The sequence below is a fragment of the Nocardiopsis oceani genome (assembly GCF_054777395.1).
On sequence record NZ_BAAHAR010000017.1, the window covers coordinates 1 to 26468 of the forward strand.

The window sequence follows — 26468 nt, forward strand, 5'->3', positions numbered from 1 at the left end:
CCAGGTAGTCGGTCAGCAGCCCCTGCGGGGTGGTATCGGTTTCGTGGTGGTGCGGCACATAAGCGAAGCTACCGGTCCGGGGTGGTAGTTCTAATCGCACCGCCGTGAGCAGCCAAAACACACAAAATTAGCGGCATTGGGCCAGGGCTGCGGCACCGGTGGCGAGGAACTTGGTGACCTTCATGGAATGCCTTTCTGTTCCCGGTTCACTGAAAGGATCCTGACCAAATATTGGTCGATGCAGTATTTCCGGGATCTCTGGTTTCTGATGGTTTCCGCGGCCCCTGCATCGGATCGGTGCGAAGCGAATGAAGGGCATTAGGTTTCAAGGTTGGATCAGGATAGGGAAAAGGGGAGTTCGTTCATTCGTGTGGTTGATCGAGGGCCGTGCACAGATTGCAATGCCGGGCAAGGTGAAGGCAAGGAACTGGACTGTCCTCATGCGGCCAGAACCTCGGTGTGCTGTTGCATCCGCGGTGAAGTAGCCGACCACGAACCCCGGATCAGTTCATGACAGAAGCCCTGAACTGCATTTTCAAGGTGTATCGGGTCGGTGGTGGCTTCTCATTTTTTTCGACGGTAGGAGGTCCGAATCCGGCCAGAACCTTTTCCATGGGCCGTACTCGTGCGGGCGAAACCCGTCGGCGGACTCCGGGATTGCGGCACGGAGAACCGAGGCCGGGCGGTCGTCCTCGGCTGCCGGGCGGCGTACCTCAGGTCAGTCGTCCTCGCGCACTGCGGGGAACACGCTCTGCAGCAGGTACAGGACGGACTGAACCAGCATCACGTGTAGGTCGGCGCGGCTGAGCGCGCCGCGCACGAGCCACTCCCGGGATGCGGCCTTGAGCATGCTTCCGTACACGCGGATCATGGCGCGGAGCTTCTCGCGGCCTTCTACGACGTCGGACATCATGGCGGCTTGCAGGATGTGGTCGGTGGCCACCTCGTCGGCCTCGAGCATGATCTGCTCCGTGTCGCGGTCCTGTCCGATGGCCTCGGAGCCGATCGCCGACAACCACAGTTCCTCGTTGCGTTCGACGAAGTTGAGCCAGCGGTCCACGCAGATCGACACCCGCTCCTCGACCGTGGTCCGGGGCAGGTTGTCAGCCACGGAGGTCGGCACGATGAGCATCTGCCGCACGATCTCCAGGTAGAGCTGCCGCTTGCCGCCGAAGTAGTGGTTGACCAGCCCTCGGGCTACCCCCGCCTCCTGGGCGATCTCGGACACCGATACGGCCGAGTACGTGCGCTCGCCGAACAGCGTGCGAGCCACGGCGAGGATCTCGGAGCGCCTCTGGTCGGGCTCGAGCCGCCGCCGCTGCGCAGGAGGTTGCATGGTCTTCCATCCCTTCCTCGGATTGGCGAGGCGCCAATACCAGCCGCAAAAGTATCACCCGCCCGGGTCGCCTGCAGGTCGGGGCGGGGTGCTGCTCGGCAGCTGTGCCGGTCCACGGTCCGGTGTAGTGGTTCCCAGTGCCGAACAGGCGTCAATGATACCGGGAAGGTTTTCGGTGACGGGACCCTTGACGGCCTGCCAGTGCGGGCGTGAGACTCTATTGGCACATGGACAATAGCTTGATGGGATGAGCTCTTGTTTTCGGAGACTACGCAGGAAGGCCCGGCATGCCGAGAGTCCTGACCGACGAACAGAGAGACCTGGTCGATGCGATCAACCGGTTCTGCCACCGCGAATGCGGAACCAAGGACCAACGAGACGAGCTGACCGCCCACGGTCAGGAGCCGCACAACCAGGCGCTCTACGCCAAGATGGCCGACCTGGGCTGGCTGGGGATCGCCGTCCCGGAGGAGTACGGCGGTGCGGGCCTCGGAATGCGGGACCTGTGCCTGTTCCTGGAGGAGACCGCCTACGGCCGGGCGCCGATCAGCGGTTTCGGGACCACGATCATCGCCGCCGCGGCCTACGAGAAGTTCGGTACCGAGCAGCAGAAGCGCAAGGTCCTCGAAGGCATCGTCCAGGGCCGGGTCGAGGCCATCTCGATGTCCGAACCCGGCGCCGGATCCGACGTCGGGGCGCTGGCCTGCCGCGCCGAACCGGTCGAGGGCGGGTACGTGGTCAACGGGCAGAAGACCTGGTGTTCCAACGCGCACATCGCCGACCACATCCTGCTCATCGCGCGCACGTCTAAGGAGGGCTCCAAGCACGAGGGCCTGACCCAGTTCATGGTGCCCGCCGACGCCGAGGGCCTGAAGATCAGCGGTATCGACACCATGGGCGGCCGCGAGGTCAACGACCTCTACTTCACCGACTGCTTCCTGCCGGACTCGGCCGTGATCGGTGTGCCGGGGCAGGGCTGGGCACAGCTCATGGCCGGGCTGAACCTGGAACGCATGATGCTCGCCGCCCTGATGCACGGCACCGCGCGCCGGGCCTTCGACGACACCCTCGACTACGTCCGCCAGCGTGAACAGTTCGGTCGGCCGATCGGTTCCTTCCAGGCGCTCAAGCACCGCATCGCGGACATGGCCACCGAGCTCGAGTGCGCCCGGCTCCTGCTGGACGACGTCGCGGCCGCCATCGACGCCGAGCCGGACCGGGTCTTCGCCCGCGAAGCGTCGATGGCCAAGCTCAAGTGCACCGAACTGGCCAAGCACGTCACCCTCGAAGGCATGCAGATGCTGGGCGGCTACGGTTACGCCACCGAGTACGGCATGGAGTCCCTGCTCCGCTCGACCGTGGTCTCCACCGTGTACGGGGGCACGAGCGAGATCCAGCGGGACATCGTCGGCAAGACCTACGGTCTGTGAGGTGCGGGGGTGCTGAAAACCCGGTTCTGTGAGGCCTTCGGCGTCGAACACCCGATCGTCCAAGGCGGAATGCAGTGGGTGGGCAGGGCAGGCCTCGTCTCGGCCGTGGCCGAAGCGGGCGCGCTCGGGTTCCTGACCGCCCTGACCCAACCGACCCCGGAAGCACTGGTCCGTGAGATCCAGCGGTGCCGGGAGATGACCGACAGGCCGTTCGGCGTCAACCTCACCATCCTGCCGTCCATCGACCCGCCGCCCTACGACGAGTACCGGCGGGCGATCATCGAGAGCGGGATCGAGGTGGTGGAGACCGCCGGTTTCAACCCGGCCGACCACATGCCGGAGTTCCGCGCGGCCGGCGTGAAGGTCCTGCACAAGTGCACCAGCGTGCGGCATGCGCTCACCGCCGAGCGGGTGGGTGTCGACGCGGTGAGCATCGACGGTTTCGAATGCGCCGGGCACCCGGGCGAGGACGACATCCCCGGGCTCGTTCTCATCCCGGCGGCGGCGAGGAGGCTGTCGATCCCCATGATCGCCTCCGGCGGGTTCGCGGACGGCCGGGGGCTGACCGCGGCCCTCGCGCTGGGCGCCGACGGCGTCAGCATGGGTAGCAGGTTCCTGTGCACGGCCGAGTCGCCGGTGCACGAGCGGGTCAAGGAGCAGATCGTCGCCGGCAGTGAGGTGGAGACCGAACTGATCTTCAGGTCCCTGCGCAACACGGCGCGGGTGGCGAGCAACTCCGTCAGTAGGAAGGTCGTCGAGATCCTGGACGACGGCGGCGGGTTCCCCGACGTTCGGGAGCTGGTCGCCGGAGCCCGGGGCCGCAGGGTGTTCGAGGAGGGCGACCTCGAGGCCGGGATCTGGAGTGTCAGCCTGGCTCAGGGCCTCATCGACGACGTTCCTACGGTCAGGGACGCCGTCGACCGTATCGTGGCCGAAGCCGAGGAGCTGGTCTCCCGACGGCTGCCGGCACTCGTGCCGAGCGGCGGCTGGGCCCGGCACACCCACGAGGACATGGGACGGCACGTGTAGTCCCGCTGGCGGCCACCGGTAGCCGCGCCGCGCGCAGGGGGATCGGGTGCCCTCCCGGGAGGGCACCCGATCCCCCTGGCTGACGTGCCCAGTTGGCTGGAGCGCTCAGTACAGCGAGTCGACGACGTCGGCGTACTTCTCCCCGATGACCCTGCGCTTCAGGCTCAGCTTGGGTGTCAGTTCACCGGACTCCGCGGTCCACGGGCCCGCCAGGACCCGGTACTTCTTCACCTGCTCGACGTGTGAGAGGGCCGCGTTCGCCTGTTCGACGGTCTCGTCGAGCGCCTTGAGCACCTAAGGGTGGTCGGCCAGCTCGTCCAGGTCCTCGGTGCCGATCCCCTGCGAACGCGCCCAGGCCGGCGCCCCCTCGTCGTCGAGGACGAGCAGCGCGGTGACGTAGGGCCGGGCGTCACCGATCGCCACCGCCTGCGCGATGAGGGGGTGGGACCTCAGGGAGGACTCGATCTTGGTGGGGGCGATGTTCTTGCCCCCAGAGGTAATGATGATCTCCTTCTTGCGGTCGGTGACGGAGACGATCCCCCGGCCGTTCACCGCGCCGATGTCACCGGTCGCCAGCCAGCCGTCGTCGTCGGTGGCCGAAACGATGGTTCCGTCGCCGTCCAGGTATCCGGGGAAGACCACGGGGCCCCGTACGAGGAGCTCCCCGTCGTCGGCGGTCGTGACCTCCATCCCCGGCCCGGGCCTGCCCACCGCGCCCAGCTGGAAGTCCTCGGGGGTGCTCACGGTCGCGGCTCCGGTGGTCTCGCTGAGACCCCACACCTCGTAGACGGAGAGCCCCACGCCGGCGAGGGACTCCAGGACCGCCGTAGGGATGGGCGCCGCGCCGCTGAAGGTCCGCTCGCACTCGTCGAGGCCGATGGCGGCCCGGATCGGTTTGAGTACCTCCCGGTCGAGGAGTTCGCGCTTCGCGGCCAGCTCCGGCGGCACCTCCCGGCCTTCGGAGCGGAGCCGGAAGACCTGCAAGGCGGTCTCCCGGGCCTGGTCCACGGTGGTGGCGGCCTCCGCGGGGAGCTGGTCGAGCCTGGACCGCAATCCAGCGGCCAGTTTCTCCCACACGCGGGGAACACCGAAGAAGCCGTTCGGCCGGACCGCGAGCAGGGCCGGGAGGAGCTCCTTCTGGTCCGCGCAGATGGTGACGTGTCCGGTGTTGCAGATCGGCATGTAGATGCCGAGCACGCGTTCGGCGATGTGCGCCAACGGCAGGTAGGCCACGGATCGCGGGTGCTCGGGCACCTTGAAGAGCTGGTCCTGCATGAAGGACTCGTGGATGACGTTGCGGTGGGACAGCACGACGCCCTTGGGGTTGCCCGTGGTGCCCGACGTGTAGACGAGGGTCAGCGGCTGGTCCGTGGTGACGGCGTCGGTCAGCTCCTCGAACTCCGGGCTGTCCGACGTGGGCACTGTGTCCCCGCGCAGTCCGGCGTAACTGATGAACCGTCGGTCCTTGGGCTGGAGCAGGTCGCTGTCGAGGACGACGACGGCCCGCAGGTCCGGCAGCTCGTCCAGGACGGGCTGCCAGCGCAGCCACTGGTCCCGGCTTTCCAGGACGATGACTGCGGCCGCGCTGTGATGCGCGATGTAGCGGATCTGTTCGGTGCTCAGAGTCTCGTACGTGGTGCACGCCAGGGCACCGAGATGGATCGCGGCCAGGTCGACGACCCAGTGTTCGGGCCGTTTGGACATCGCGATCAGGACCCGGTCGTTGGGTTGGAGGCCGAGAAGCGCGAAACCGCGCGTGAGGGAGGCGACCTCGTCCCGCAGCCGTGACCAGGTCCACGTGGTCGCTTCGGGGCCGGGGCCGCTGGTGAGGGCGGGGTGGTCGGGGAAGTGCTGGGCGTTGCGGCGCAGCAACCGGGGGATCGTCTGTCCCTCAACGGCGTGCAGCACCTGGTCCGCGGTCGTCACGGATCGGTCCCTTCGTCGTGGGCCGCCAGTGTGAATGGCACCACACTGTATGCCTGTTGTCCTGATGTCAATAGATCAAAATCGATCCCCGTCCAATGTTCAGTAGTGATGCGGAATCATCAGGAAGTCAGGCGCAAGAGACCTTCTTGTTCCTATTGACAATCAGGCAACAAGGGTGATCATGGGTGGAACCATGCGCGCGTCGGCCGTTGCGTCACGCGGACACACAAGCCCGGGCTGGCCCTCGGGAGGAAAGGACGGCACACCAGTGACGACCGAGGTATTCATCTACGACGCGATCCGGACACCGAGGGGCCGGGGCAAGAAGGGATCCCTCCACCGGGTCAAGCCCCTGTCACTGGTGACCGGGCTCATCGACGAGCTGCGTCGGCGCCACCCCGCACTGGACACCGACCGGATCGACGACGTCGTCCTGGGCGTGGTCTCACCAGTGGGCGACCAGGGCATGGACATCGCCAAGACCGCCGCGTTGGCCTCCGACCTGCCCGACCACGTCGCCGGGGTGCAGGTCAACCGGTTCTGCGCCTCCGGGCTCGAAGCGGTGAACACGGCCGCGCAGAAGGTCCGCTCCGGATGGGAACAGCTGGTGCTCGCCGGCGGCGTGGAATCCATGTCGAGGGTGCCGATGGGCAGCGACGGCGGGCCGATGAGCGACGACCCCGAGACCAACTACGACACCTACTTCGTCCCCCAGGGCACCGGCGCGGACCTGATCGCCACCATCGAGGGCTTCTCCCGGGAAGACGTCGACTCCTACGCGGTGGGTTCGCAGGAGCGGGCCGCCCGGGCCTGGTCGGGCGGCTACTTCGAGAAGTCGGTGGTCCCGGTCCGCGACCGCAACGGTATTCCGCTGCTGGCCCAGGACGAACACATGCGCCCGGACACCACCGTGGACGGTCTCGCCGCGCTCAGGCCCTCCTTCGCGGACATCGGCGACATGGGCGGCTTCGACGCCGTAGCGCTGCAGAAGTACCACTGGGTCGAGCGCATCGACCACGTGCACACACCGGGCAACTCTTCGGGGATCGTCGACGGCGCCGCGCTGGTCCTGGTCGGGTCCGAACAGGTCGGGAAGGACCTCGGGCTCGAACCCCGCGCCCGGATCGTGACCGGCGTGGTCAGCGGCGCCGACCCGACGATCATGCTCACCGGCCCGGCGCCCGCCACGAGGAAGGCCCTTGATCTCGCCGGGCTGACCGTGGCCGACATCGACCTCTTCGAGATCAACGAGGCCTTCGCCTCCGTCGTGCTCAAGTACGTCAGGGATCTCGACCTGCCCTGGGACAAGGTCAACGTCAACGGCGGAGCGATCGCCATGGGGCATCCGCTCGGTGCCACCGGGGCGATGCTGGTCGGCACCGTCGTGGATGAGCTGGAGCGCCGAGAGGAACGACGTGCCGTGGTCAGCCTGTGTGTGGGCGGCGGCATGGGGATCGCCACGGTGATCGAGCGCCTGTGAGCCCCGCACCCGTGAAAACGATGTCGAAAGGATGCACCGTGCCGATGCCCGACACAGACATGTTCGCTTGGGACCGGGGGGAGGACGGCGTCGTCGTGCTGACGATGGACGACCCGGACCATCCGGTCAACACCATGAACGGGACCTACGTGGACTCGATGGCGGCCGTGGTCGACCGGTTGGAGGCCGAACGGGAGTCCATCACCGGTGTCGTGCTCACCTCCGCGAAGAAGAGCTTCTTCGCCGGCGGTGACGTCGCCGCCATGATCCGGGCCCGACGGGAGGACGCGGCGGACCTCAGCGAGCTGTGCGCCACGATGAAGGCCCAGTTGCGCCGTCTGGAGACGCTCGGCCGTCCCGTGGCCGCGGCGGTCAACGGTACGGCCCTGGGCGGTGGGTTCGAGATCGCGCTCGCCTGTCACCACCGGGTCGCGTTGGACGTGTCGGACAGCCGCATCGGCCTGCCGGAGGTGACTCTCGGCCTGCTCCCCGGGATCGGGGGCGTCAGCCGAACGGTCCGGCTCCTGGGGCTGGAGAAAGGGCTGACGGACGTCCTCCTGCGGGGTCAGCGGTACAGTCCGGCCGATGCGCTGGCCGAAGGCCTGGTGCACGAGCTGGCCGACTCGCCGGAGGAACTGCTGGCCAAGGCCCGGGAATGGGTTCTGGCACACCCGGAGGCCGCGCAGCCGTGGGATCTCCCGGGCTACCGCATGCCCGGGGGCGCACCGACGCACCCCAAGGTCAGGGCCATGCTCCCCGCGTTCCCTTCGAACCTGCGCAAGCAGATCAAGGGCGCGAACATGCCGGCCCCGCGCAGTATCCTCGCCGCCGCGGTCGAGAGCGCGCAGCTGGACCTCGAGACGGGCCAGGAGGTCGAGACGAGCTACCTGGTGGAGCTGATGACCGGCCAGGTCGCGAAGAACATGATGCAGGCCTTCTTCTACGACATGCAGCACATTGAGAGCGGCGGCAACCGACCGGCCGGGCACGAGGAGTTCCGGCCCCGGACGGTGGGGGTCCTGGGCGCGGGCATGATGGGGGCCGGTATCGCCTACGCGTGTGCGCGGTCCGGCCTGCGGGTCGTGCTGAAGGACGTCGAACAGTCAGCGGCCGAACAGGGGAAGCGGTACTCCGAGAAGCTGGTCGCCAAGGCCGTGGCCAAGGGCCGGATGTTCGAGGAGGACGCCGCCGACCTCCTCGCACGGATCCTTCCGACCACCACCGTGACGGACCTGGGCGACTGCGACCTGGTGATCGAGGCGGTCTTCGAGGACCCCGACCTGAAGCACAAGGTCTTCGGCGAGGTCGAGTCCGCCGTCACCTCCGGCGCGGTCCTGGGCTCCAACACCTCCACGCTGCCGATCACCGGGCTGGCCGAAGGGCTGGAACGCCCGGAGGACTTCATCGGCCTGCACTTCTTCTCTCCCGTGGACAGAATGCCGCTGGTGGAGATCATCACCGGGAGCCGCACCAGCGACGCCACCCTCGCCAAGGCCGTCGACGTCGCCCAGCGGATCGGCAAGACCCCCATCGTGGTCGGTGACGGCCGGGGGTTCTTCACCAGCCGCGTCATCGGCACGTTCGTCAACGAGGCCGTCGCGATGCTCGGTGAAGGACTGCACCCCGCCTCCATCGAGCAGGCAGGGGCGCAGGCGGGCTACCCGGCACCGCCGCTGCGCCTCATGGACGAGCTGACCCTGTCCCTGCCGCGCAAGATCCGGGAGGAGACCAAGGCCGCGGTCCTGGCCGAAGGTGGACAGTGGCGGCCGCACGCATCGGATGCCGTGGTGGACCGCATGATCGACGAGTTCGCCCGGGGAGGGCGCGCGTCCGGGGCGGGCTTCTACGAGTACGTGGACGGCGAACGCGTCGGGCTCTGGCCCGGGCTGCAAGAACACTTCACCGTTCCCGGGCACGTCATCCCGTTCAAGGACATGAAGGAGAGGATGCTGTTCGCCGAGGCTCTCGACACGGTGCGCTGCCTCGACGAAGGGGTGCTGCGGTCGGTGCCCGACGCCAACGTCGGCTCGCTCCTGGGTATCGGCTTCCCTCCCTGGACCGGAGGCGCACTGCAGTACGTCAACGGCTACCCGGGCGGCCTGCCCGGCTTCGTCTCCAGGGCCGAGCAGCTCGCTTCCTCTTACGGCGACCGGTTCGAACCGCCGGAGTCCCTGGTGGTCAAGGCCGAACGAGGCGAACGCTACGGGTGAGGCCTGCGGATGCCGGCGGCGCGGACCCGTGGGGCAGCTCCCACGGTCCGTGCCGCCGGTCCCCGTCAGTTTCCGGAGCGGCCCCGGCCCTGTTCCGGACGGTCGAGCATGGGCACCAGGAACTGTTCGGCTATGGCGTGGAGCTCCGCGTCGTCGTCGAGGTCGACGAGGTGGCTGGGGACGATCAGGAAGGAGGCGGAGACGCGGACCATCAGTTCGGCCACGCGATCGACCTCCAAGTCGGGAGAGATGGTGCCCGCCTGCTGTTCGAGGCGGAGTTGCCCGGCGACGAAGGCGCGCACGGTCGCCAGGGTGCGCCCGCCGTCACTGATCATGGAGGGCACCACCACGTCCGGTTCGGCGTCCAGGAGGACACCGATCAGCGGATGCGCGCGTATAGCCCGCAGGGAGCTGGCGAAGCCGAGTATCACGCGTTCGGCGACCGACTCCGCCCGTTCGATGTCGGTGAGGAACCGGTCGAAGTAGCGGCGGAACTCCCGGCGCACCACGTTTTCGACGAGGGCGTCCTTGGTGGTGAAGCGGCGGTAGACCGTGATCCTGGAGACCCCGGCCCGTCGGCCGACGTCCTCCATGGTCGAACGCCGGATACCCATGCGGCAGAACTGTTCATAGGCGGCGTCGAGTACTCGTGTCGTGGTCGCGTCGTGTTCCTCCGCGTGGCCGACCGCGTCGGCGTACGCGCGTTCCAGGAGCGATTCCGATTCTGAGGGCGCCATGAGAACAGAGAGTACAGGGTCCAACGTCGTTTCCTTGTCTGTCGGGGACGGCAGGTGGGGAACCAGCGCGGGTACCGGGCGCCACTGCGCCGGGTCCCCTTTCCGGGTTGGACAAAGGTTCCAGCCGGGGGCCGGGTTCCCATAAGAGTGGTGAATCCATTGGACAGCGGGTCTGGCGTTCCGGGAAAACGTGTGTTTCGCTGATGATACGAAGTAGCAAGTCGCGTATCACAGTATCAATCGATCCTATGTTTCGAGAGGAAATCACCCATGGGGCAGGTCAGCAGGCGTCAGGCCCTGATTGCGGCCGGCGCGTTCGGTGCGCTCGTGGCGGCGGCACCGGCTCAGGCACGGTCGATGGTCGGTTGGACCTGGTCGCCTACCAACTCGGTAGCCGGCTCCGGCGCCGGCCTCGACCCGCACCAGGTGTGGGACACGGTGGCGGACCCGCTTCTGGAGTCGCTGCTGGAACGGGGTGCCGTCCCCGAGGTCAACGAACTGCTGTGGAACTGGGAGACCAACGAACAGCCGCTACCCGACGGGCTGCCCTCGGATCTGCGGGACTTCATGGAAGAGGCCCGCCAACTGCCCTCATGGGTCAACCACGACAAGCTCGCGGCCGCAGCCGAGTTCAACAAGACCCACGGGCTCTACCTCAACCTGTCCAACGGCCCGGGCGGGGGCATGCTCGCCTGCGCCATCCCCCAAGAGGCGCGTTCGGTCTATTACTCCCAAGGCGGCGCGGACATGGAGAGCCGTGTGGCCAAGACGAGCATCTTCGGTTTCTCCGTCGGTTCGCTGGACGCCTTCCAGCCCGAAGGCACGTGCGTGGTCGAGTGCGTGAAGACCAGGCTGGTGCACGCGGCGGTGCGGCACCTGTTGCCCCAGTCCGAGCACTGGCGGGAGTCGGCGGAAGAGGACATCCCGATCAACCAGGAGGACATGCTGGTCACCTGGCACACGTTGCCGACCTTCGCCATGCGCAAGATGGCGGAGTGGGACGTCTCGATCTCCCAGGACGAGGCAGAGGCCTATCTGCACGTGTGGCAGGTCACCGCGGCCGTCCTCGGGATCTCCGAGGAGTACATCCCCGCCACCTGGGAGGCCGCCTACGAACAGGCCGACCAGATCATGGCCCGGAACATGGGGCCGACCGAAGAAGGCGTCGTCCTCGCCGACACGCTGCTCGGCCAGCTGTCCGACCGGATCGGCAGTGCCTCCCGCCCGCTGGTCAACTCACTCGCCCGGTTCCTGGTCGGTGACGAGACGGCCGACTGGATCGAGATCCCGCGTGAAGACCGCTGGGACGATCTGATTCCCCGGGCTTGGCCCGCGTTCGTGAAGTTTCGCGAAGGAGTGATCGACCGGCCGATGGTGCCGGAGATCGCGTGGACCCTTGAGGAAATGATCCGGCAGTACAACCTGCTCGCCCTTACCGACGGCGAGGAGACCAAGATCGAAATCCCCACGAAAAACCGCCCCGACTACTGATGCTGCGTCAGGTCCTGACGCGTTCGGTGAATGGCGGACACCCTCCCCGAAAAACCCTCCCGAACAAACAATCCGGTTAACCCGGCCCTTAACCCGATTTCGCAGACTCACCCCTGCCAACTCACCCCCCCTCTTTTCGGGCCTCGGCAGCCGACCGGCCCGGCGAAGGAGTTACCGGCATGAAGGAAATCAACAGACGGACGATACTGGTCTCCGGTGGTGCTCTGGGAGCGCTCGGAGCCATGAGCATGATCTCTCCGGCCCGAGCACGGTCCCTGACCGACTGGACCTGGCCCGCGGACCAGTCCGTGGCCGGTTCCGGAACCGGCGTCGACCCCCGGCTGATCTGGGACGAGAAGGCCGACCCCGTGGTGTCCTCCCTCCTGGAGGACGGCATGGTCCCCGAAGTCAACGAGCTGCTGCGCCAGTGGACTCGCAACGACCAACCCCTGCCCGACGGCCTGCCCAGCGAACTCCGCGAGTTCATGGAAGAGGCGCGCGAACTGCCCTCGTGGACCGACCAGGACAAGCTGGCAGCTTCGGTGGAGTTCAACGAGAAGCGCGGCCTCTACCTCGGTGTCCTGTACGGGCTGGCGAGCGGCATGATGGCCACGGTCATCCCGCAGGAAGCCCTGTCGGTCTACTACTCCAAGGGCGGCGCGAACATGAAGGCGCGCATCGCCAAGACCGCGAAACTCGGCTACGACATCATGTCCCCCAACGGCTACCAGCCCGACGGCGAGATGATCGTGACCGCGGTCAAGACCCGGCTGGTCCATGCCGCGGTGCGCCACCTGCTTCCGCAGTCCCCGCACTGGGTTGAGGCCGCACCGGAGGAGATCCCGATCAGCCAAGCGGACATCATGGTCACCTGGCACAGCCTGGCGACGACGGTGATGCGCAACCTGGTGGAGTGGGAGGTGCCGATGGCGGACGAGGAGACCGAGGGGTTCCTGCACACCTGGCAACTCGGTGCCCACATGCTGGGGGTCGACGACGAGTTCATCCCCGCCTCCTGGGACGCCGCCGACGAACAGGCCGAACAGGTTCTCGACCCGATCCTCGCACCCACCCGCGAAGGAGTCGACCTGGCCGACCTCCTCCTCGGCCTAGGGGAGGAAGTCGACGCCGGCATCGTCTCCCGGCCGGTCCTCGGCGCGTTCACGCGCTACACGCTCGGCGACGAGATCGCCGAGTGGTTGGAGATCCCCAGGGAACCAGTATGGGACCGGGCGCTCGACCGCTTCTGGGAGCCGTTCATCGCCGTCCGGGAGGGTGTGCTCGACACGTTCCCCGGCACGAGCACCCTCTACTGGAACTTCGACGAGATCCTGCGCCGAGCGACACTGCTCTTCCTCTCGGAGGCGGAGCCGATCAGCATCGAGATTCCCACGGCCAACCGCCCTGACTACTGAGCCCACCCCGCCGACGCCCCGTCCAGCGGCAGCGGGTGGATCCGCGGGTCTGCAGTACACGGTCGAGGTGCCGCAGACCCGCACCCGGGCCAGCGCCCGCCATACGGCCGCGACGAAAAGGAATGACGAGACCGAACCGATGAGCGAACCCGCAGAACCCCCTGAACCACGGCCCGGCCCGCATGTCGTCGGAAGGCGGCGCTTTATCGGGTACGTGCTGGCCGGAACGACCCTGGTCACCGCGGCCGACCTCGGCCCGACCAGGGCCGCATCGGCGGACGAGGCCGACGAGGCGCAGACGTCGGACGTCACCGAAGTCGTCGACCTCAACGACGTGATGACGCTGGCGGCCAAACCGACGTCGAACCTGATCAGGGTCGAGGTCCACGAGGACAACACGGTCTCGTTCGATCTGCCGCGCGCAGAGGTCGGCCAAGGCATCAACACCTCGACCGCCATGTTGATCGCCGAGGAACTGGACGTGCCCGTCTCCCAGATCCGGGTCACCCTGGCCGACGCCAGACCGGAACTGGTCTTCAACCAGCTCACCGGGGCCTCGAACACGACGATCTCGACCTACACGCCGATCCGGACCGCCGCTGCCATCGCACGTGTGCGGTTGATGGAGGCGGCCTCGAACGAACTCGGCTCACATGCCGATGATCTGACCCTGCGGGACGGCATGGTCACCGACGGCTCGGGGCAGAGTATGGAGATCGGCTCCCTCGCGGCCAAGGCCGCGAGCGAGAGCACCGAACAGGTCAGCGTGGAACTCAAAGCAGAGGAGGACTTCAGCGTCATCGGCCAGCCGCAGAGCCGCATCGACGGAGCGGACGCGGTGACCGGGCGCAAGAAGTTCGCCATGGACCTCGACGTGCCCGACGCCCTGCCGACGATGATCGCCAGGGCCCCGACCATCAACGGCACCTCCGAATCGGTCGCCAACACCGGCGAAGTCCTCGAGATGCCGGGCGTCACCGACGTCGCCGTCATCACCACCGGGGTAGCCGTCAGGGCCGAGACCTTCGGGCAGTGCATCGACGCCGTGCGTGCCCTGGAGGTGTCCTGGACCTCGGGCACCGTCGAAGGGCTGTCCGACGAGGACGTGCGCCAGGAGCTCGAAGACGCGGAGCTACCGATGCGCCCGGCACCCCCGGGCAGCTCCACGGTGGACGAGAGGTTCACCTTCCACTTCCGCAACAGCAGCGCCCTGGAACCCAACTGCGCGATCGCCGACGTGCGCTCGGACAGCGCCGAGATCTGGTCGGGTCTCAAAGCGCCGATCGCCGCGCGGGGCGCGATCGCCGAGAAGATCGGTCTCAGACCGAGCGCGGTCACCGTGCACGTCACCGAGAGCGGCGGTTCCTTCGGACGCAAGCTGTTCTTCGACGCCGCGTTGGAGGCAGCGGAGGCGTCGCAGGAGATGGGTAAACCCGTCCGGCTCATGTGGCACCGCGCCGACGACGCCCGGCAGGGCCGCACCCAGCCCATGGCCACCTCGCGCGTGCGCATCTCCCACATCGGTGACCGCGTGCTCCGCTACGACCAGAGGCACACCAGTGTCTCCACCGACCTGAGCCACGGGTTCGGCGACGTCGTCACCGCCATGGCCGCGGAGATACCGGGGCTCGACGGCACGTTCGCGCAGGTGTTCTTCCAGCTCTCCCAGGCCCTGTCCTACGATTTCGGCAGCAGCAGCCGCCTGCTCCACGAGGTCAACCGGGGATTCAACACCGGCAGCATGCGCAACGTGTACTCACCGAACGTGGTGTGCGCACGCGAGCTCATGGTCGATCGACTGGCGCAGGAGTTGGACCGCGACCCCTACGAGTTCCGGCGCGAACTCCTGACCGGCGAGAGCGCTCACGCGGTTCTGGACAAGGTCGCCGAAGTCGGCGAATGGGGCCGGGAGATGCCCGCCGACACGGCACAGGGCATCGCCTACATGCACGAGTACAAGGCCGAGTGCGCCGTCCTGGTCGAGATCGACTGCCGGCCCGAGACCGTCGAGCGCCCCGTTCAGAACGGTGCGGCGGGCCCGCGCGTGACCAAGGTGGTCCTCGCCGTGGACGTCGGCCTCGCGGTCAACCCGCGCGGGCTGGAGGCACAGATGCAGGGCGGCATCATGGACGGCATCGCGCTCGCCCTGACCTCCAGCCTGCACCTGGAGGACGGCCACTTCCTGGAGACGAGCTGGGACAACTACTTCTACACCCGCCAGTGGAACACGCCGTCGAACGTCGAAGTCATCGTCATGCCGGCGACCGGAGAGCCCGGCGGCGCGGGAGAACTGGCCGTCGCACCGGCCAAGGCCGCAGTCGCCTGCGCCTACGGGCGGGCCACCGGCACCATGCCCACCCGTTTCCCCATCAACCACGGGGACGTGTCCTTCGACCCGATACCGACCGTGCCACCGATCCCCGCATCGCCCACCGACGGCCTCGAGGACTAAGAGCGAGGAAGCCCCCATGCCCGAGCACACCTTCCACCTCAACGGCGAGCAGGTCACCGTGGACGTCGCCGACGACGTGCGGCTGCTGTGGGTCCTGCGCGACCTCCTCGGCGTCACCGGGCCGAAGTACGGCTGCGGCATCAGCGTCTGCCGGGCCTGCGTCAGCCACGTCAACGGCAGGGCGGTCACGCCGTGCAGCGTTCCGGTCGGCGACATCGACGAAGCCGACGAGATCACGACCATCGAAGGGCTCCCCGACACCGTCGGCCAGGACCTGCACCCCATGCAGGAAGCCTGGTTGGAACAGGACGTCTCCCAGTGCGGCTACTGCCAGCCCGGCCAGATCATGACCGCCGTGGCGCTGGTTCGCAGCGCCGCCGACGAAGGGCGGGAGATCACCGACACCGACCTGGACGGTATCCGCAACATCTGCCGCTGCGGCACCTACCTCCGTATCCGGGAAGCGATCCGGAGCGGCGCCGCACACATGTGAGGCCGTCGGCCGTTTCCCAGGGCCGCACCGCAGGGGGTTCTTCCAGGGGTGCGGTCGCCTACGGGTTCTATGCCTGCTGGGGTGACGGTTTCTGAAGGGTGGTAGCTGCTGGGGCTGGGGATGGTACGCGCGTGCTTCGCCACCCGGGGTCGGGCCTTGGGGCTCGGTGGTGGGCGGTCCACGGCCGATACTGTCGTCTGGCACGGATCGACGAAGAGCTCAGGTGCCCGATGGCCGACAAGACCGATTTCAAGAAGTCTCTCGACGCCTACCAGGCGCGACGGGGCCGGTTCCGGGTCGTGGACGTGCCCGATATGCGGTACCTGATGGTTGACGGGCACGGCGACCCCAATACCGCTACGGCGTTCGTCGGCGCGGTGGAAGCGCTGTATCCCGTGGCGTACAAGCTGAAGTTCGCCAGCAAACGCGATCTCGCGCGGGATTACGTCGTTCCGCCCTTGGAAGGCCTGTGGTGGGCCGAAGACATGGACTCGTTCACCACCGAGCGCGACAAGTCCCGGTGGTTCTGGACCCTGATGCTCATGGTCCCGGACTGGATCGAGGCGGGCATGGTCGACGCCGCCGTCGAGCAGGCGGGCGCGAAGAATCGGCCGACGCGCCTCGATGACGTCCGCCTGGAGAACCTGTCCGAGGGGCGGTGCGTGCAGACGCTGCACGTCGGCTCCTTCGACGACGAAGCTCCTGTCCTGGCGCGGTTGCACCACGAGTTCGTTCCCGAGAACGGACTGCGCATGGTCGGCAAGCACCACGAGATCTACTTCAGTGACTTCCGCAAGACCGCACCCGAGAAGCTGCGCACTCTCCTCAGGCAACCGGTCACCGAGGCATCCGAACGGTAGGGCTCACAGCGGTCCGGGGCTCCACATGCTCGATCATGGTCAAGCAGTCGTGTGGCGGCCAGAGTGCCCGCCGGGGCGGCCCAGGGCTTGGCGGGCGGCGGGGGCCAGCCCTTCGGAGCCGGTGCGGGCCCAGGCCACGTGGCGGTCCGGCCGGACCAGGATCCACCCCTGCCGCGCGCCGAGCAGCGCGCGCAGGGTCCCGGAGGGGTCGCGGTAACCGCCCGGGCCGACGTGCAGAACCGGCAACCCCTCGGTCTCCGCGAGCCGGGCGGTCTTCCCGGCCGACACTTCTTGGTCGTCGAGGTGCAGGAGCGCGGCTCCGGCGGGCAGTGCGCCGTGCAACCGGAGGCGCTCACCTTCCGGTCCGCGGAGTTCGGGGTCGGGCAGCCGCACCCCGGCAGCGCGGTCGGCCGGGTCCAGCAGTGGTGAGGCGCCGTATCCGCGGTCGAGCATGGCGAGGCTGCGCAGGCTCCGGTTGCGTGCTGCGGGCACGGCCAGCGCGAGCCGCATCACCGCCAACATCGCGGAGCGCACCGCCCGGGGTGCCTGGACCCCCAGCCGCGCGCGGCGCTCCACGTACCGGGAGACGGCGCCCACGGCGTGTCGGCGCTCCTCGTCATAGGAGGCAAGCAGGGGCTCGGCGTCCCCGCCGTCCAGCGCGGCGGCGAGCTTCCACGCGAGGTTGTGCGCGTCCTGGATCCCGGCGTTCATGCCCTGGCCCATGACCGGCGGGAAGACGTGGGCCGCGTCCCCGGCGAGCAGGACCCGCCCCATGCGGTAGCGCGGCGCGGAGCGCCGCTGGAACTGGAAGCGGCTCGCCCAGATCACCGGTGCGGGGCCCGGACCCAGCACTTCGCGTACCCAGCCGCCCACCTCCTGCTCAGTGACGTCCCCGTCCCCGGTCCCGGCCCGGGTTCGACCGCCCTTCGCCGTTCTGATCGGGGAGGTTCCCTGCGACTCCACCCTGATCAGGCGCCAGTGCCCGGGCGCCAGGCGCTGTGCTCCGGTGATGCCCCGCGCCCCGTTGTGGTTGCGCGGCCACGGCAGGCCGTCGCGGTCGTCCGTCACCCGCACGTCGGCGAGCGTGGCCCGCACCGGCAGCGTGGCGCCGTCGAAGGAGAGCCCGAGGGAGGCGCGGACCATGCTGCCCGCTCCGTCGCAGCCCACCGTGTAGCGCGCGTGCACCACGCGGCTGACCCCCTCGTCCGTGTAGGTGACGGCCGTGCTGTCCGTTCCGGGTTCCACCGAGGTGACGTCGGCGCCGAAGCGAATGTCGCAGTGCCCGGTGGCCCGCAGTGCTTCCAGGAGCAGGCGCTCGGTACTGCCCTGTTCCAGGAAGAGGATCCCGGGCCGTTCGGCCTCCCCGGCCAGTCGGGTGAAGTCGAACTCCAGCATTCGGCGCCCGGAGGCCGTGTACACCGGCATCGTCTCCAAGAGGGTTCCGGCCTCCCGAAGGACGTGCTCCACGCCCCACTGCCGCAGGATCTCGCGGGTACGCAGGTGCAGGGCCGGGGCCTTGGAGCGCTCGCTGGTCGTCCGCTCGCGTTCCAGCAGCACCGAGCGGACCCCGTGCCGGGCCAGGCCCAGCGCCAGGCTCAGGCCGACCGGGCCCGCTCCGATGATCACTACGGGGACAGTCTCCGGCTTGTGGCTGTGAAGGGTCATGTTCTGAACGCTAGAATCAATTTCCCCGTCCGTGAACACTCTGCCAGGGGTGGGTCTGAGCCATGGGAAAGCGAACCCGGTATCAAGTCCGCATAAGAGTGGCATATGAGAACTGTGCCACCTGTTGCACGCGGCAGAGTATTGCAATGATCGTCGTCAATCATCCATGCTCATTGCAACGAACCCTCGAGGGAGATGCCGTATGCCGGGCGCACGGCTGACCGCGAGAGAGCGCGAACGCATTGCGGCCGGTCTAGGCAGTCGAGAAGGCTATGCCGCCATCGCGCGGGATCTCGGCCGACCCACCTCCACCGTCAGCCGGGAGGTGGCGCGCAACGGCGGGCGCGCGGGCTATGCGCCCGATCGCGCGCAGCAGGAAACGCACCGGCGTGCCCGCAGGGGACGAAACGATCTCCACCGGGCCGCACACGCCACTCCGCGGACCGCCCCGGCCGACACAGAGACCGACACGGGACGCGTACGCGATTTCGCCGAGGACTTCGCGGGCGTCATCATGCTCTCCGGTACACCGCGCATGCCCGCCCGCGTCCTCGCGCACCTGCTGGTCACCGACGCCGGGGCCCTGAACGCGCACGAGCTGTGCGTGAGACTCGCGGTGAGCCCCGGAGCCGTCTCCAAAGCGGTGCGCTTCCTGGAGGCCTTCTCCCTCGTCCGGCGGGAACGGTTGCCGGGCCAGCGGCGGGAGCTCTACCGGTTCAGCGGGGACTGGGTGGAGACGTTCGCCCGGCGCGAGGAACTCTTCGCCCCCTGGGAGGACGGAGCCCGACGCGGCGCGCACCTCCTGGGTCCGGGGACCCCGGCCGGGGCGCGGATGGCCGAACTCGCCCACTTCATGCGGGTCGTGCGCGGCACCATCGTCCAGATACGTGAACGCTGGCGCCGCGCACGGCACCGCAAGGCACCACAGGGATAGCCGCCCGGTCTACCCGAGCGAGCCGAAGTGGGCCATCATGCGGTCGTGGTCCGGTGCGATACCCGTGATGAGCTCGAACGCTTGGGCCGCCTGGAACACCGCCATGCCTCCGCCGCTCAGGGTCGGGCAGCCGATCCGCTCCGCCTCGGTGAGGAGCTCGGTGCGCAGCGGACGGTAGACGATGTCTGCCACCCACAGAGAAGGGCGCAGGTGTTCGACCGCCACCGGCATCCCCGGGTGGTGGGCCATCCCGATCGGGGTCGCGTTGACCAGTCCGTCCGCGCCCGCGAGGTGCTCGCCCACCTCAGTGGTTGAGGAGGCGCGGCAGCGCTGTCCGGGGAAGCGCGTCTCCAGGTCCCGGGCCAGGGCGGTGGCGCGCTCTCCGTCCACGTCCGCGATCACCAGCTCGCGCACCTTCGAGGACAGCAGGGCGTGGGCGACCGCGGCACCGGCCCCGCCCGCGCCCAGCTGGACCACGCGGTCCCTGCCCGCACCGGGCAGGCCGAGTTCGAGCGAGCGGGCGAAGGCCGACCAGTCCGTGTTGTGCCCGACGGCGGTGCGGCCGTCGAACACCACCGTGTTCACCGCACCCAGGGCCGCGGCGTCCGGGGTGAGGCCGTCCAAGTAGGGCAGGACGAGCTGTTTGCAGGGGTGGGTGATGTTGAGCCCGTCGAAGCCGTAGTGGGGCGCCGAGCGCACGAGTTCGCCCACGGCCTCCGGCGGCAGGTTCAACACGTCGATGTCGATCCTGCGGTACACCAACCGCCGCCCCAGTTCGGCCGCTTCCCTCTCGTGCATGGGCGGCGTCAGGGAGGGGCCGATCCCCGAACCGATCAGCCCCACCAGGAACGAGGCCGTCTCGTCCCTGCCCGTCGAAGTGCCCATGGTCGTACCGTTTCCCCTGCTGGTCATCGTGGCGTTCCCCGTACTGGTCGTCATGCGGTGCGCCCCGCTCGGTGCGCCGCCATGCGGACCGGGGTGTTGACGGCCCCGTAGCCCTCGTATCCGCCGATCCGCTGTACGACCTCGAAGAACAGGCGGCCGTCCAACAGCGGCGAATAGAGGTGCAGGAACTCGCCCGCCATGTCCCGGTCGTGGAGGATCCCCAGTCCCCGCAGCTGTTCGCACCGCGCCGGGGACAGGTCCGTCCTGGCGGCGAGGTCGGCGTAGTAGTTGTCGGGGACACGCAGCGGCGGCTCACCGGCAGCGACCATGGCCTCGGCCACCGCGACGATGTCGTCACAGCTCAGCGCGATGTGCTGAGCCCCTCCGGCGGCGTCCGCCTGGTGCCCGCGGCCGAGCACGGACACGTTCAGCGCGATCCGCGGACCGGTCGCGGGCTCCTCGCGGGTCAGCACCCGGCTGCGCACCAGGCCGTCGGGCGAGGCCAGGTCCGTGCTCTCCGACGGGTGGAGGCCGAACAGCGCTTGGTAGAACAGGGACGCCTCGTCGAAGTGGTCGAAGGGCTGGTGGAGCCCGACGTGGTCGATGCCCGTGACCGGGGTCGCCGTGCCCTCGCGGGCGTTCTCCACCGCCGGGGCGGAGAAGTCCTCGGACCAGGTCATCTCTTCGGAGGCACCGGACGGGCACAGGAAGACGGCGGTGCCGTCCGGGGCGGCGACGGCGCGCAGCTTGGCCTCGGAGGGGTCGCGCCTGCGCGGCAGGGGAGGGGCGGACAGCCGTTCGGCCCGTGCCGCGGCGCGCTCCGGTTCGGCGACGCGGATCCCCAGCGCGGTGACGGCGGCGTCGTCGCTCCAGGTGTGTCCGAGGTGCGGGTCGGCGGCGTTGAGGAGGATCCGCGTCCGGCCGTGCTCCCACAGTTCCACGGGCTTGGAGCGGTGGTCGCGGGTGTGCGCGAAGCCCAGGGCGCCCAGGACCGCGCGGGTACGCCGCGCGGCGGGTTCGGCGGCGGCGACCTCGACGAACCCGAAACCCTCGGTGGGCGTCGGGTCGGGCAGCCGGTTGAGTGCCACGGAATCGGAACCCGGGGCCCCGGCGCTACCGGACTCGGCGGGCTCCCGGAGCCGGGCCACGGAGTCCTCCAAGGCCGTCAGGGAGCGTAGGGCGTCCGCGGCGGTCCGGTCGGGGTCGGACGCCCGGAAGATGTCGTTGAACACCTCCAGGGAGAGGGGGCCCTCGTAGCCGGCCGCGATCACGTGGTCGGTGAACGCGGTCAGGTCGAATCCGCCCTGACCGGGGAAGCAGCGGTGGTGGCGGCTCCACTGGAGGACGTTCATGTCCATCCGCGGAGCGTCGGCCAGCTGGAGGAAGAAGATCCGGTCACCGGGGATGTCGCGGATCCCGGCGGGGTCGTCGCCCCGGGACAGGATGTGGAAGCTGTCCAGGCACACCCCGAGGGAGGGGTGGTCGGCCTCGGCGACGAGCTTCCACGAGTGCCCGTAGGTCGAGACGTGGCGCCCCCAGGCCAGGGCTTCGTAGGCGATCCGCACCCCGTACGGCTCGGCGGCCTCCGCCAGGGCACGGAGCTGGGCGGCCGCCCGCGCGTCGTCGTCGATCGCCGCCGCGGTGGCGTTGGAGCAGACCAGGACGGTGTCCACACCGAGATCGACCATGAGGGAGAATTTGGCCTCGGCCCGGCGGAGGTTGGCGGCCAGGCGAGCGTCGTCGACCCCTTCGAAGTCCCGGAAGGGCTGGTAGAGGTCGATGCTCAGCCCCAGCTCCTCGGTCAGCGCGCGGATCTCGCGCGGTGCCATGGGTGAGGCGATGAGGTCGTTCTCGAAGATCTCCACACCGTCGAAGCCGACCCGGGCGGCCGCTCTCAGTTTCTCTTCCAGGGTTCCGCTGAGCGAAACCGTGGCGATGGATCGCCGCATGTCCTTCAAACTCCGATTCCGTTCGTGGGCGGGCGCACGGGGACGCCGCCAGGGGAGCGCGGTGGCCCTCGCCACCGCGCCGGCGAGCTACTCGGCGTCGCGGAAGGCCTCGAAGAGCTCCAGCTCCTCGCCCTCGAGGGTGTCGAGGAAGTGGGCGTGGGACTGCTCGCGGAAGGTGTCCACGTCCACGTCTTCGACGACCTCCATGGCGCCGGAGGCCTCCCACTCGGTGAGGACTTCCTCCTCCGCTTCCTCCATGCAGGCGCGGTTCTCCTCGCGGACGTCGCTGACCGCCTCCTGCAGCACCTCCTGCTGTGCCTCGGAGAGCTGCTCCCAGGTCTGGCCGGAGACCACGATCATCTGCGAGCCGACCTGGTGCCCGGTGAGGCTGACGTGGGACTGCACCTCGGAGTAGTTGTCGGCGTCGATGGTCGCGATCGGGTTCTCCTGCCCGTCGACGGTCCCCTGCTGGAGGGCCATGTAGACCTCCTCGAAGGCGACCGTGGTGGGGCTCGCGCCCATCGCGTCGGCGTTGGCGAGGGAGATGGGCGAGTCCGGGAAGCGCATGCGCAGGCCGGCGAGGTCGCCCGGGTCGGTGATGGGCTCGTTGGCGGTGAAGTGGCGGTCGCCGAAGTACCAGATGTCGAGGATCTTGGTGTCGGTGGCCTCCTCGAAGCCCTCCTTGACGTCCTCGGAAGCTTCCGAATCGAAGAACGAGAACATGTGGTCGGCGTCGTCGAAGGCGTAGGCGGCGTCGAAGACCCCGATCGGCTCGTAGGCCGAGCCCAGGGCGGCCGACCCCTGCACGTCCATGTCGATGTCGCCGGACATCACCGAGGCGAAGGTTTCGGTGTTGTCGCCGAGCTGGCTGTTGGGGAAGGTGTCGACGGAGAAACCGGCGTCAGCGTCCTCCACCTGGTCGGCGACGAGGTCGATGCCGCAGCGGGTGTGCGGGTGGTCGTCGGTGTAGCTGTTGGAGAAGGTCAGGGTGGGGCCGTCGCTGTCGTCACCGCCCGAGCCGCAGGCGGTGAGGACGAGAGCGGCGGCCGGGACGAGTGCCGCGATGCGGATTCCGGTGTTCATGGTGGGACCTTCCTTGGGGGATGGTGCGCGGTTGAGGTGTGGCTGGAGGCCCGGGTGTCAGGGCGCGGCTACAGCCCGAGGTATCCGGGGAGGAACAGGACGAGGTCGGGGGCGAGGATCAGCAGGAGGAGCACCGCCAGCAGCGGGATCAGGAACGGCGCGGTACCGCGGAACACCTCGTGCATCGGGGTGCGCGTGGCCGAACCCAGGACGAAGAGCACTCCGCCGATGGGCGGGGTGAGCAGGCCGATCATCAGAGTGATGATCGTGATCACGCCGAAGTGCACCGGGTCGATCCCGAACTGCAGCGCGATGGGCAGCAGGACCGGGACGGTGATGACCAGGGCGGCGATCGGCTCCAGGACCGTGCCGACGAGGATGAGCGCCAGGCTCACCAGGAGCAGGAGTACCACCGGGCTTTCGGTGAAGCCCAAGAGGAACGAGGCGATGTCCTGGGGCACCCGCTCCCGGGCAAGGACCCAGCCGAGTAGTCCCGATGCGGCCAGGATGATGGCGATCGACGCGGCGGTGGTGGCGGTCTCGAGCGCGATGCGCCACAAGGAGCGCAGGGTCAGGCGGCGGTAGCAGAAGCCGAGGAAGATGACGTAGGCGACGCCGACCGCGGCTGCTTCCGTGGGGGTGAAGAACCCGCTGAGGATGCCGCCGAGGAGAACTACGGGTGCCCCCAACGGGCCGATGACGCGCAGCGCCGCGGTGCGGAACTCGCCCGGTGCGGCCTTGCGTCCGGCAAGCTGGGACTGTCGGCGGCTCCAGATGAAGACGTACAGCGCGAGGCCGCCCGCGATGAGGAACGCGGGCACCACCGCGGCGGCGAACAGCGCCGCCGTGGACACGGCGGCGACCGACGCGTACACGATCGCGGGGATGCTCGGCGGCATCACCGGGCTGATGAGACTGGAGGAGGCGGTCAGGCCCAGGGCGAACCTGCGCGGGTAGCCGCGGCTCGTCATGGCCGGGACGAGCATCTTGCCCATACCCGCCACGTCGGCCAGGGCGGTGCCGCTGATCCAGGAGAAGCCGACGCTCACGCCGATGTTGACGTAGCCCAGGCTGGCTCGGACCCGGCTGAACAACACCTGCGCGAAGGCGAAGATGCGGTCCGCGATGCCCGTGTGGTTGGCGACCACACCGAGCAGGATGAACAGCGGGACGGCGAGCAGGGGGAAGCTGTTGACCTCCTGGGCGGCGGTGCGCAGGCTCAGACCCGTCGATTGGTCGGTCACGACCATGTAGAGCAGGGTCGGTCCCAGGATCGCGAAGGCGACGGGCACACGCAGCAGGAGCAGGACGAGGATGCCGGTGACGACCAGGGCGGCGCTCATTCGACACGCTCCTCGGGAAGGGACTCCAGGGCCGGGGGTTCGGGCAGGAGCGTGTTCGCGAGGGCGCGCAGCGCTGCCAGTGCCAGCCCGACCATGGGGATGACGTAGGTCCAGGACATGGGGATGTTCATGGCGGGTGTGGTCTGCGGGGTACCGCCGAAGACGAGCTCGGCGGACTCGACCACGAAGCCGATCGACACCGCGGCGATGACGAGGTTGGCCAGGATCCAGACGGCGCGCAGGACCCAGCCGCGGGCGACGTGGTCGACGAGCTTCAGGGTGATGTGCTCGTCGCGGCCGACCAGGTATCCGGCCAGGGAGAAGGCCAGCCACACCAGGCCGAACCTGGCGAGCTCGCCGGTCCAGACCCACCCGTCCACCGGAAGGTGCCGCTGGGTGGCCTGGATGAGCATGAGGACGAAGATCACCGCCAGCAGCAGGGCGCCCGTGGTGAGTTCGGCTTTCTCCAGCCAGCGGATCAACACCGGTTTGGCGGGCGGCGGCCCGGTGTCGTTCGGGTCGGGGGGCTTACTCATCCCAGTCGGCTCCAGTCGGCAAGGCACGGCTTTTCGCTGATCAGCGGCCGTGTGTGTGACGTGCATCAAACTTTCGTGAACTCTAGGTTTCCGGCCCATGTCGTGGCAAGCGATTGCCAAAAGTTGTCATCCGGGGGTAGAAATGGGCCGAGATGAACACTCCCAAGCGCACGACCATCTACGACGTCGCCACCGAAGCGGGTGTGGCGGCCTCGACGGTCTCCCGAACCTTCAGCAACCCCCGGCGGGTGAACGCCACCACCCGGGAACACGTGCTGCGCGTCGCCGAACAGCTCGGATACCGCCCGAACCCGCTCGCCACCGCCTTGCAGTCCGGGCACAAGGCGACCATCGCCCTCCTGGTCCCCGACATCACGAACCCGCACTTCTTCGGCACCATCCGCGGGGCCGAGCGGCGCGCCAGCGAGGCCGGGGTCACCTTCATCCTCAGCAACACGGAGGAGTCGGCGGCCAACGAGCGCAACCAGATCGAACGGCTGGACCACTCGGTGGACGGTTTCGTGCTGGCCGCCAGCCGCATGAGCGACGACACCACCGTCGAGGTCGCCCAGAACCACAACCTCGCCCTGGTGAACCGGCAGGTCGACGGGCTCCCCGGCGTAGTGGTCGACAGCGGGCCGGGGAGCTGGCAGATCGTCGAACACCTGGCGTCACTGGGGCACCGGTCGATCGTCTACCTCTCCGGGCCGCAGCAGTCCTGGCTGGCCAGCGAGCGCTGGAAGGCGCTGAAAGGCGCCGCGCAGGAGCGGGGTATCGCCGCCACCCGGCTCGGCCCGTTCCCGCCCAAGGTCAGCGGGGGCGGGGCCGCGGCCGACGCGGCTCTGGTCTCCGGGGCGACCGCCGTGGTGGCCCACAACGACCTGCTCGCCATCGGCGTCCTGCGCCGGCTCGCCGAACGGGGCGTCGGCGTTCCCGACCGGGTCAGCGTGGTCGGCTACGACGACATCTTCGGCGCGGACCTGTGCGTACCCACCCTGACCACCCTCGGGGGGCCGGAGGACGAGGCGGGCAGGGTGGCGGTCGAACTCCTGCTCCGCAAGGGCTCGCTGTCCACCGCACACCCGGCGCCCCAGCGGGTGGTCCTCCCCTCCCACCTGGTCATCCGCGATTCCACGGGCCCGGCCCCTGAACCTCCGGCGGACACCGGCGGGGGCTGACCCGTGCATACGGGGTCAGGTTTCCCGGGCCTGCGG

19 protein-coding genes and 1 pseudogene are annotated in these 26468 nt (G+C 68.7%); 11 read left to right on the plus strand and 9 right to left on the minus strand.

From position 1 onward, the window contains the following. Positions 1-718 precede the first annotated feature (718 nt). Complete coding sequence (locus ACYVDG_RS11630) at positions 719-1336, minus strand: TetR/AcrR family transcriptional regulator (protein WP_460749478.1); 618 nt, start codon at positions 1334-1336, stop codon at positions 719-721. Positions 1337-1623: 287 nt separating this feature from the next. Between ACYVDG_RS11630 and ACYVDG_RS11635 the strand changes: the two genes are divergently transcribed. Both ACYVDG_RS11635 and ACYVDG_RS11640 read left to right on the plus strand, forming a co-directional pair. Continuing rightward, positions 1624-2766, plus strand: coding sequence for an acyl-CoA dehydrogenase family protein (locus ACYVDG_RS11635; RefSeq protein WP_460749481.1), 1143 nt, complete (start codon positions 1624-1626; stop codon positions 2764-2766). A 9-nt stretch (positions 2767-2775) separates the two neighbouring features. Then, positions 2776-3795, plus strand: a complete 1020-nt coding sequence (locus ACYVDG_RS11640; protein ID WP_460749484.1) for an NAD(P)H-dependent flavin oxidoreductase — start codon at positions 2776-2778, stop codon at positions 3793-3795. A gap of 105 nt (positions 3796-3900) precedes the next feature. Here ACYVDG_RS11640 and ACYVDG_RS11645 read toward each other — a convergent pair. After that, positions 3901-5721: pseudogene (locus ACYVDG_RS11645) on the minus strand (AMP-dependent synthetase/ligase). Positions 5722-5989: 268 nt separating this feature from the next. Between ACYVDG_RS11645 and ACYVDG_RS11650 the strand changes: the two are divergent. Continuing rightward, complete coding sequence (locus ACYVDG_RS11650; RefSeq protein ID WP_460749488.1) at positions 5990-7201, plus strand: acetyl-CoA C-acetyltransferase; 1212 nt, start codon at positions 5990-5992, stop codon at positions 7199-7201. A gap of 44 nt (positions 7202-7245) precedes the next feature. After that, a complete protein-coding gene (locus ACYVDG_RS11655) occupies positions 7246-9411 on the plus strand; it encodes a 3-hydroxyacyl-CoA dehydrogenase NAD-binding domain-containing protein (RefSeq protein WP_460749492.1) in 2166 nt (721 codons plus the stop codon). Positions 9412-9476: 65 nt separating this feature from the next. Here the strand turns inward: ACYVDG_RS11655 and ACYVDG_RS11660 are convergent, their stop codons facing one another. Continuing rightward, complete coding sequence (locus tag ACYVDG_RS11660) at positions 9477-10148, minus strand: TetR/AcrR family transcriptional regulator (RefSeq protein ID WP_460749495.1); 672 nt, start codon at positions 10146-10148, stop codon at positions 9477-9479. A gap of 270 nt (positions 10149-10418) precedes the next feature. Here ACYVDG_RS11660 and ACYVDG_RS11665 point away from each other — a divergent pair, with 270 nt between their 5' ends. The 5 genes from ACYVDG_RS11665 to ACYVDG_RS11685 all read left to right on the plus strand — a co-directional run bounded on the left by ACYVDG_RS11665 (position 10419) and on the right by ACYVDG_RS11685 (position 16859). Next, positions 10419-11639 (plus strand): oxygenase MpaB family protein, encoded by a 1221-nt coding sequence (locus ACYVDG_RS11665; RefSeq protein WP_460749498.1) that lies wholly within the window; start codon positions 10419-10421, stop codon positions 11637-11639. Positions 11640-11818: 179 nt separating this feature from the next. Then, positions 11819-13054: an oxygenase MpaB family protein gene (locus ACYVDG_RS11670; RefSeq protein ID WP_460749501.1), complete on the plus strand. Its 1236-nt coding sequence runs from the start codon at positions 11819-11821 to the stop codon at positions 13052-13054. 139 nt (positions 13055-13193) lie between these two features. Beyond that, positions 13194-15506: a molybdopterin cofactor-binding domain-containing protein gene (locus tag ACYVDG_RS11675; protein WP_460749504.1), complete on the plus strand. Its 2313-nt coding sequence runs from the start codon at positions 13194-13196 to the stop codon at positions 15504-15506. Positions 15507-15522: 16 nt separating this feature from the next. Then, complete coding sequence (locus ACYVDG_RS11680; protein ID WP_460749507.1) at positions 15523-15999, plus strand: (2Fe-2S)-binding protein; 477 nt, start codon at positions 15523-15525, stop codon at positions 15997-15999. A 230-nt stretch (positions 16000-16229) separates the two neighbouring features. Further along, positions 16230-16859 carry a GyrI-like domain-containing protein gene (locus ACYVDG_RS11685; RefSeq protein ID WP_460749510.1) on the plus strand — a complete coding sequence of 210 codons (630 nt, stop codon included), beginning with the start codon at positions 16230-16232 and terminating at the stop codon, positions 16857-16859. A 39-nt stretch (positions 16860-16898) separates the two neighbouring features. On the opposite strand, the gene ACYVDG_RS11690 is transcribed toward ACYVDG_RS11685, so the two are convergent. Further along, positions 16899-18524, minus strand: coding sequence for an FAD-dependent monooxygenase (locus ACYVDG_RS11690; protein WP_460749513.1), 1626 nt, complete (start codon positions 18522-18524; stop codon positions 16899-16901). Positions 18525-18726: 202 nt separating this feature from the next. Between ACYVDG_RS11690 and ACYVDG_RS11695 the strand changes: the two genes are divergently transcribed. Next, positions 18727-19458 (plus strand): GbsR/MarR family transcriptional regulator, encoded by a 732-nt coding sequence (locus ACYVDG_RS11695; RefSeq protein WP_460749516.1) that lies wholly within the window; start codon positions 18727-18729, stop codon positions 19456-19458. A gap of 9 nt (positions 19459-19467) precedes the next feature. On the opposite strand, the gene ACYVDG_RS11700 is transcribed toward ACYVDG_RS11695, so the two are convergent. The 5 genes from ACYVDG_RS11700 to ACYVDG_RS11720 form a co-directional block, all read right to left on the minus strand. After that, entirely contained in the window at positions 19468-20343 is an 876-nt protein-coding gene (locus ACYVDG_RS11700; protein ID WP_460749521.1) for a shikimate dehydrogenase, read from the minus strand. Positions 20344-20393: 50 nt separating this feature from the next. Then, on the minus strand, positions 20394-22292 hold the full coding sequence (locus tag ACYVDG_RS11705; RefSeq protein WP_460749524.1) for a TIM barrel protein: 1899 nt from the start codon (positions 22290-22292) through the stop codon (positions 20394-20396). 87 nt (positions 22293-22379) lie between these two features. Then, entirely contained in the window at positions 22380-23375 is a 996-nt protein-coding gene (locus ACYVDG_RS11710; protein WP_460749527.1) for a DctP family TRAP transporter solute-binding subunit, read from the minus strand. A gap of 68 nt (positions 23376-23443) precedes the next feature. Beyond that, positions 23444-24718 (minus strand): TRAP transporter large permease, encoded by a 1275-nt coding sequence (locus ACYVDG_RS11715; protein WP_460749534.1) that lies wholly within the window; start codon positions 24716-24718, stop codon positions 23444-23446. Then, the gene (locus ACYVDG_RS11720) at positions 24715-25254 is read right to left on the minus strand and encodes a TRAP transporter small permease (protein WP_460749537.1); all 540 of its coding nucleotides are present in this window, start codon (positions 25252-25254) and stop codon (positions 24715-24717) included. Before ACYVDG_RS11720 ends, ACYVDG_RS11715 begins: the two co-directional genes overlap by 4 nt. Before the next feature lie 152 nt (positions 25255-25406). On the opposite strand from ACYVDG_RS11720, the gene ACYVDG_RS11725 reads away from it, so the two are divergent. Next, complete coding sequence (locus tag ACYVDG_RS11725) at positions 25407-26432, plus strand: LacI family DNA-binding transcriptional regulator (RefSeq protein ID WP_460749540.1); 1026 nt, start codon at positions 25407-25409, stop codon at positions 26430-26432. Positions 26433-26468 lie beyond the last annotated feature (36 nt).